Here is a 7,611-nt window from a genome sequence, read left to right as displayed (position 1 = left end):
CCGGTAGCGGGCCGGCATGCTCCAGCCAGGCCGCGCGGTGGGTCAGGCGTGGGTGGAGCCGGTCTGAGGACATCGCGGTCGCGGTGCCGTACCGGGTGGTTGGGGTGGTGTGGTGTGGTGCGGGTCGGGCCAGGTAGCGGGGTTGCCCAGCGCGAACTCGCCGCCGTGCTTGGGCGGCCGGCCGATGAAGCGGGGATCGCCTGGTGGCGCGGGCAGCCGCAGCACCCGGTCGGAGCGGATCCGGCCCAGCAGTTCCACCGGCAGGTCGGCGAGCAGGAACGCCAGTCGGGTGACGTCGTATCCGGCGTCGGCAACGATCAAGATGTCGGGATCTCCCGGTGTGTGCTGCCCGGCCTGCAGGAGGCGTTCGATGACCTGGCGGAGCTGGGCGGCGGTGAGGACTCACCTCACGGCCTTGGCTTGATCATCAGCGTCTCGACAGCGCACATGATCAACCCAAGGACGCTCTGCTGTCCGCCGAACACCAAAACCCTCGGCCAACCTAACAAGCCAACCGAGGACGCAGGTTAAAGAACAAGCTGAGAGCGCGTTGTCAAAGGTCGTCGTTTCGCCATGCCTCTATTTCGGCATCCAGAGCTGCCTCGTCAAGCTCAGGGATCTGAAGGTTCTTGGCCCATAGCCTGATCAGATCTGCGCATTCGTGGAGCTTGTCAGCGGAGATGCGCTCATGGACATGGAAGAAGGTGATGAGTGGGCCACCGTGTTGGTCGTCGGCATCACATTCGGAACAAAGCACAACGATAGTGCTACCTGCTGTTCGTTGCCCATCAGCGCGCTCCCACCCGTAAGGAACGCGTGCGGAAAGGAGCCCTTCACCACCGCACCGTGGGCAGTCGGGAACGATGGCGCTGTTAATAACGTCGATTTCGGGCTTGTCGGAATGCCTCATGAGGAGGCAATCGCCGTCGCGCCGAGAAGAGACTTTAGATCGCCGGCGAAGGCTGACGTCGGGTCTACCGAGAACTGGTCCAGATTGAGCAGGAGGCCTTTCCGACTTCCTGGACGGAGAAGTTGCAGATGTACGGGAGCGTTACCCGGGTGGGCCTCGAGGATGCGCTTTAGATCCGTCACGAGCCCGTGGCTAATGCGGTCTTCCCGTAGCACGATCACTACTGGGAGATCCTTGCCTTGAGCCGTCGACACATCTAGGACGGTCATGTCCTCGGCGTAGATCGACAGGTTCCCTTCGCGGTCGTTGATCCGGCCCGTTACCTGAACGACCAAGTCATGGGCGAGTGTCTGCCCGTACAAGGTGTAGGTCTTGGGGAAGAAGAGCACTTCCATGGAGGCGTCGAGGTCCTCAAGCAGTACTGCGGCCCAGGTGTTGCCCTGTTTGGTGACCTTGCGTTCGACCTTGGAGATGATGCCGGAGATCTTGACTACGCCGTCGGCTCGGGCGCCTGCGAGCAGTTCTGCAATTGAATGGTCGCGGTTGCGTTCCAGAATGCGCTCAGCACCGTCAAGGGGATGGCTGGAGACATACAGGCCAAGCATTTCCCGCTCGAACCCGAGCAGGGTTGCCTTGTCCCACTCATCGCCAGTGGGGATCGCCACGGTGATGCCATCGTTGGTGGAGCCCGTATCGTCCAGGCCTCCGAAAAGTGAGTCCTGGCCCATGGCGGAGTTGCGTTTGTCGTCGATGACCGCGTCGACCGCCTGCTCGTGCACGAGCAGCAGGGACCGGCGGTGGTGTCCGAGACTGTCGAACGCCCCGGCTTTGATCAGTGATTCGATGGCGCGCTTGTTGCAGACGCCGATCGGGACTTTGCGCAGGAAGTCGTTGAAGTCGGCGTACCGACCCTCTTTCTGCCGGGAGGTGACGATGCCGTCGACAACGTTCTCCCCGATATTACGGACGGCGCCGAGGCCGAAGCGGATGTCGGAGCCGACCGCGGCGAACCGGAGCTGGGATTCGTTGACGTCGGGGGGTAGGACCTTGATGCCCATCCGGCGAGTCTCGGCGAGGTAGACGGCCATCTTGTCCTTGTTGACGCCGACGGAGGTCAGCAACGCCGCCATGTACTCAGCGGGATAATTGGCTTTCAGGTAGGCGGTCCAGTACGACACCAGCCCGTACCCGGCGGTGTGGGACTTGTTGAATCCGTAGGCGGAGAAGGGGACCAGCACGTCCCAGACGGCTTTGGTGGCCTCTTTGGAGTAGCCGTTGGTCTTCATGCCGTCGGAGAAGATGGCCCATTGCTTGTCCATCTCCTCCTTTTTCTTCTTGCCCATCGCCCGTCGCAGGATGTCTGCGCCACCCAGCGTGTAGCCGGCCAGTTGCTGAGCGATGGCCATGACCTGCTCCTGGTACACCACCAGGTGCCAGGTGGTGCCCAGGATCGGTTCCAGGGCGTCTTTGAGGTCGGGGTGGATCGGTTCGATTTGCTGCTGGCCGCTTTTGCGCAGTGCGTAGTTGACGTGCGCGTTGGCGCCCATCGGGCCCGGCCGGCCCAGTGCCAGGACGGCGGAGACGTCCTCGAACCGGGTGGGGGCCATCAGCTTGGTGAGGTCCCGCATCATGTTGGAGTCGAGCTGGAATACCCCGAGCGTCCAGCCTTGCGCCAGCAGCTTGAAGGTCTTGGCGTCGTCCATCGGGACCTTCGACATGTCCAGGTCGATGCCGCGGTTGGTTTTGACGTTCTCTACCGCGTCGCCCAGGACGGTGAGGTTCCGCAGCCCGAGGAAGTCCATCTTCAGGGCGCCGATGTTCTCGCTGCTGGGTCCGTCGAACCCGGTGATGCGAGCGCCGTCGTCGGGCCGCTGGAAGATCGGCATGACTTCGATCAGTGGTTCGCTGGACAAGATGACGCCTGCGGCGTGCACGCCGGTGCCGCGGGTCAGCCCCTCGATGCCGCGGGCGGTGTCGATGACCTTCTTGACGTCTGCGTCGGAGTCGTACAGCTGACGGAGCTCGGTGGCTTCGACGTAACGGGGGTGGGCCTCGTCGAAGATCCCGGTGAGGGGGATCTCCTTGCCCATGACGGCGGGCGGGAACGCCTTGGTGATCTTTTCCCCGAGTGCGAAGGGGTAGCCCAGGATGCGGCCGGCGTCCTTGACCGCGGCCTTGGACTTGATCGTCATGTAGGTGATGATCAGTGAGACGTTGTCTTCGCCGTACTTCTCGGTGACGTAGCGGATCATGTCGCCACGCCGGCGCTCGTCGAAGTCCAGGTCGACGTCCGGCATGGAGATGCGTTCGGGATTGAGGAATCGCTCAAAGATCAGCCCGTGCTCGATCGGATCGAGCTCGGTGATGCCGGTGACGTAGGAGACCATGCTCCCGGTGGCCGATCCTCGGCCGGGGCCGACCCAGATTCCGGCCTCTCGTGCGTACCGGCAGATGTCGGCGACGACCAGGAAGTAGCCGGGGAACCCCATGGATTCGATGACGCCGAGTTCGTATTCGATCCGGTCGAGGACCTCGGCGGGCACGTTGTCGCCGTAACGGGCTCGTGCTCCGCGGGCGGCTTCCTTGCGTAGCCAGCTCATCTCGGTCTCGCCGTCGGGGACCGGGTACTTGGCGGCCAGGTCCCGGTGGGCGAACACCGGCGTGTAGTCCTCGATGCGTTCGGCTATCAGGAGGGTGTTGCGGCAGCCTTGCTGCCAGGCGTCGGAGGAGTCGACCGCGCGCATCTCATCGGCGGCTTTGAGGTAGTAGCCCGACCCGCCGAATCTGAATCGGCTGGGGTCTGCGACCAGGCTCTGGGTGCCCACGCACAGCAACGCATCATGCGCGTCTGCCTGGTCCTCGGTGACGTAGTGGGAGTCATTGGTGACCAGGGGTGGGATGCCGAGTTTGGCAGCGATCTGGAGCAGGTCGTCACGGACCCGTTTCTCGATCGGCAGCCCATGATCCATGATCTCCAGGAAGTAATTGTCCTTGCCGAAGATGTCCTGGTACTTGGCCGCGGTCTTCAGTGCCTCGTCGAACTGGCCGAGGCGCAACCGGGTCTGCACACCGCCCGAGGGGCACCCGGTGGTGGCGATGATCCCTTCGCCGTGCTGATCGAACAGGTCATCATCCATCCGAGGCCACTTGCGGTAGTGGCCCTCCAACGACGCCAACGAAGAGATCTTGAACAGGTTCCGCAGCCCCTGCGCGGATGCGGCCCACAGTGTCTTGTGCAGGTAGGAGCCGCCGGCCGACACATCGCCGCCCTCGCCGGTCTGCTCGTTGGACTTGCGTTGGGAAGGTTCACCCCACAGAACCGGCTTCTTGTGGAACCGGGACTCAGGCGCCACGTATCCTTCGATGCCGATGATCGGCGTGATCCCGGCCTTGGTCGCCTTGTTGAAGAACTCATAGGCGCCGAACATGTTGCCGTGGTCGCTCATCGCAACCGCCGGCATCCCCAACTCGACCGCACGCTCCACCAGCGGATCGATCTTGGCCGCGCCGTCCAGCATCGAATACTCGGTGTGGACATGCAGGTGAACGAACGACTCGGCGGCCACGTGATCCCTTCCTCAAACTTCCCTCCTGGCTCACAAACCCTAATGCGTGCCATGAGGATCTCGGGTGGCGCGTGCCGCACAAGTTTGAACACGTGCCGGAGAGCTTCTGGTGGGCAGAGCACCGGTGGTGAGACAGCCGACACCCTCGGCCGGGTGCGCCGTGGAGGGGAACCCGGCCGGGGCGTCAGGGGCGATGAGTCAGGACGCGGAACCGGTCAGCGAAACCGTCGTGGCGCTCCGGAGTGCGTAGTCGTCCTGCATCCCCTTGTCGCAAGGGGTCTCAGGAACGACCAGGCCCTTCCGGGCGGCGTCCAGGAAGGCATCGACCTCTCCCTCGTCGAGGCCGAAGCCGAGGCCTGGGCCCTCCAGCCGCAGGCTGGTGGCTGCTCGTTCGTTGGGCTGCTGCATCGAGATTTCCTTTCACTGGGTGGAGCCCGGCGGGATCACCGGACGGATGAGGCGACGGCGACGACCGCGAACTGCCCCCTCTCCAAGGGCACGACCGAGGTGGTCAGCCACCCGGGGACCGCGGCGTGCGCGCCGGGAGTGGGACGGATCATGACCTGCCGGCCCCACGGGAGACCGGGCATGGCCGTCATCGCGCTACCGGCGCGCGGGTCGGCGAAGGCCAGGGCACCAGATTCGGAATGGGCCGGCGCGGGGCTGGTCGCTAGGAAACACCAGCCGACGAACTCACCGGGATGGCCGGTCGCGGGCTGATCGTGGCCACGCCGCCACACCTGCACCTCAAGCTCGACATTCTCGACCGGCGGCGCGCCCTGGGCGTCGGCGAGCGAGTTAAGGGAGGCCAGGAACTCCGCCTTCAGCGAGGCCTCGTCGACCAGCACCGAGCTGGGCGTGATCACCTCGAATGCGACACCGTCGGGTCCGATCTGGTCGAGTCCGTCGCTGATGATCTGGGCCAGCGGCAGCTCGTCGATCGTGACGGGGGTCCCCCAGTAACGGCTGACGCCTCCCACCGGTTTCAGCGGTACCTCTGCCTGGGTCATGACATTCCCGTCCAGTTCTTGTCGTAGGCGACGTTCCAGGCGATGGCGATCCTCAAGCCGCTGTCGCTGGCGGTCGCCTGCACCGAGTGCGGCATCCAGCCGGGGAAGGCCACCATCCGGCCGGCGATCGGTTGAATGCGCACCACGCCCGGTGAGGCTTGGCGGCCGATGGCCGCCGGCCTCGGATCGAGCATCTGCAGATAGCCGGAGTCATCGCCGTCAGCGCATCGCCCCGACGACACGTACAGCACCCCGGACCACGCGGAATCGTGATGGGTGTGTGGACGCAGGCTGCCGCCGCTGCGGTACACCACGGCCCACGCTTCGGCATCCACACCATGACCGACCACCTCGCGGGCGGCGGCGCCGAGCGCGTCTGTGGTCAGCGCGGTTACAGCATTTATGATCCGCGCCTTGAGCCACTCGATCGCCGGGTGATCCCAGGTCAGCAGCGTCTGGGAGGACTTCATGGCGTCGATCCCGCCGAAGTTCGCTGCTCCGGTGTCTGTCTTCTCCGCCTCCAGGATCATCTCCCGCAACTGCGAAAGATGGTCGTCGGCGTCGGCGAAATCGGCTTGGTACACCGGAGTCCGCCACATCATGAGTGCAGTCCGTGCCGGGGATCTGGCAGGGATGGTGTCGGTGGTCACAGTGCCTCCTTCAGGCGACGGGCTATCTGGAGTCCCGTGTCGGTCAGGGCGGTGAGCAGATTGAGGCAACCGATGCCGTAGGCGCTCAGGGCGTCGATCCGGCTCGGCGGAGCGCCCCCGCCGGTCCGGTACATGCGGATCAGCGTCGCGGCGACGTGAGCGGCCCCCAGCACCTCCGACGGGCTCCGGCCAGAGGTGCCGGACGGCAAGGTGACCGGCTCAGCGCCGGCTCGCTCCAACGCCCACACTTCTTGGATCATGTAGAGCCATTGGTGAGCCAGCTCGTGCACGAGTTGTTCACGCAGTACCGGGCCGGACTCAAAGGCCGCCTCGGCCAGCAGCACGTGCTGCGGGAATGCCCGCGACGATGCAGAGATCGCGCCCTTGTCGGGGGTGAGCAGGGCGTATCGGACCGGCAGCTGTATCAGGGGGTCCCAGGCGGGGATGGTCGCTGCAGCAGCCTGAAGTTCAACGTCGACCATCGCCCTGCAGGTGCTGGTCAGCGGCGCGGCCGGCATCGGCGGCGAGTTTCGTAGCACGTGCACGCGGGCGGGCGTTAGCCAGGCTTCGGTGTTCCTGCTGGTGACCTTTCCAGTCGCGCCTTCGTGTTCGGCCTCGACATGGCGGACCGCAGCAGCCGCGGCGAGCAGCCGCTTCCAGTTGAAAGCGTCGTCGAGGAATGGCATCCCACGCAGGAGGGCCAGCGGGTCGGCGAGGTGGTTGGCGGTGGTGGTGGTCATCGGGTCGCCGCCGCTCTGACCGGTGGCGTCCGGGTGATCAGGTGCGGGTGCTGTTCCAACGGCCTGGTGTCCACGCCGATCGCGACTATCCCGGCCCCGGCCCTTCGCCCGACCTGCAGGCACGGCAGTGGATGGTCGGCGTGCGGATCGGGAGTGAAATAGCGGGCCGGTGGCTGAGCCATGGCGGCCAGTACCTCTGGCCCGCACACCACCTCGTTGTAGTGGTCGAAGGCGAACCGTGGATGTCCGATATCGAAGTCGTGAATTACGGCGATGCCCGCCGTGATGGCGTCGAGCTCACGCACCAGCGGCCACTCCTCGTCCCAGTGCGCGTCCAGGAAGAACAGCGGTCGCTCGTAGCAGGCCGCGACGTCGGCAACCAGCGTCGGTGAATCGGCATGCGAGACGACGGCGTTCGACTCGGCAGCGACCCGCTGCCTGGTGACGGCGGCATGACCGTAATCGACGTCGCAGCTGAAGACCGGCAGGTGCGGATAGCGGCGTGCCAGATAGGCCGTGGTGTCGCCTACAAAGCACCCCGTTTCTACCAGCACGTCGCACTTGTACAGGTCCTGCACGTCGTCGAGCAGCAATGCGAGGGTGACGTCGAAGCCGAGGGGTCCACCTCCATCGCTCAGGCGGAAACACCCCGCGCGCTCGACTTGGTAGAAGACCTTGAGTGTCTCCGACACTCGGTCTTGTCCGGCATCGGCCGCTGCCGCGCCGGCCTTTCGA

At 65.0% G+C, this 7,611-nt stretch carries 7 protein-coding genes and 1 pseudogene; all 8 read right to left on the bottom strand.

Features of this window, described 5'->3' with window-relative positions; all coding sequences use genetic code 11:
* Positions 1–42: 42 nt before the first annotated feature.
* A pseudogene (locus tag HKK72_RS04140) lies at positions 43–384 on the bottom strand (transposase); the annotation flags it as partial.
* A 169-nt stretch (positions 385–553) separates the two neighbouring features.
* The gene (locus HKK72_RS42625) at positions 554–910 is read right to left on the bottom strand and encodes a DUF6300 family protein (RefSeq protein WP_222720298.1); all 357 of its coding nucleotides are present in this window, start codon (positions 908–910) and stop codon (positions 554–556) included.
* Positions 907–4,476 (bottom strand): DNA polymerase III subunit alpha, encoded by a 3,570-nt coding sequence (gene dnaE / locus HKK72_RS04135; protein ID WP_187232876.1) that lies wholly within the window; start codon positions 4,474–4,476, stop codon positions 907–909. The genes HKK72_RS42625 and dnaE overlap by 4 nt, the downstream gene beginning before the upstream one ends.
* A 198-nt stretch (positions 4,477–4,674) precedes the next feature.
* Positions 4,675–4,884, bottom strand: a complete 210-nt coding sequence (locus HKK72_RS04130) for a hypothetical protein (protein WP_187232875.1) — start codon at positions 4,882–4,884, stop codon at positions 4,675–4,677.
* 35 nt (positions 4,885–4,919) lie between these two features.
* Positions 4,920–5,486, bottom strand: a complete 567-nt coding sequence (locus tag HKK72_RS04125; RefSeq protein ID WP_187232874.1) for a hypothetical protein — start codon at positions 5,484–5,486, stop codon at positions 4,920–4,922.
* A complete protein-coding gene (locus HKK72_RS04120) occupies positions 5,483–6,136 on the bottom strand; it encodes a TIGR02466 family protein (protein WP_187232873.1) in 654 nt (217 codons plus the stop codon). The genes HKK72_RS04125 and HKK72_RS04120 overlap by 4 nt, the downstream gene beginning before the upstream one ends.
* Positions 6,133–6,876, bottom strand: a complete 744-nt coding sequence (locus HKK72_RS04115) for an aKG-HExxH-type peptide beta-hydroxylase (RefSeq protein WP_187232872.1) — start codon at positions 6,874–6,876, stop codon at positions 6,133–6,135. The genes HKK72_RS04120 and HKK72_RS04115 overlap by 4 nt, the downstream gene beginning before the upstream one ends.
* On the bottom strand, positions 6,873–7,568 hold the full coding sequence (locus HKK72_RS04110; RefSeq protein ID WP_187232871.1) for a hypothetical protein: 696 nt from the start codon (positions 7,566–7,568) through the stop codon (positions 6,873–6,875). The genes HKK72_RS04115 and HKK72_RS04110 overlap by 4 nt, the downstream gene beginning before the upstream one ends.
* Between the last annotated feature and the right edge of the window lie 43 nt (positions 7,569–7,611).

This window comes from Actinomadura sp. HBU206391 (assembly GCF_014323665.1).
Classification (GTDB): domain Bacteria; phylum Actinomycetota; class Actinomycetes; order Streptosporangiales; family Streptosporangiaceae; genus Actinomadura_C.
The sequence above is the reverse complement of the archived record's forward strand: the minus strand, read 5'-3'. Positions and strand labels throughout refer to the sequence as shown.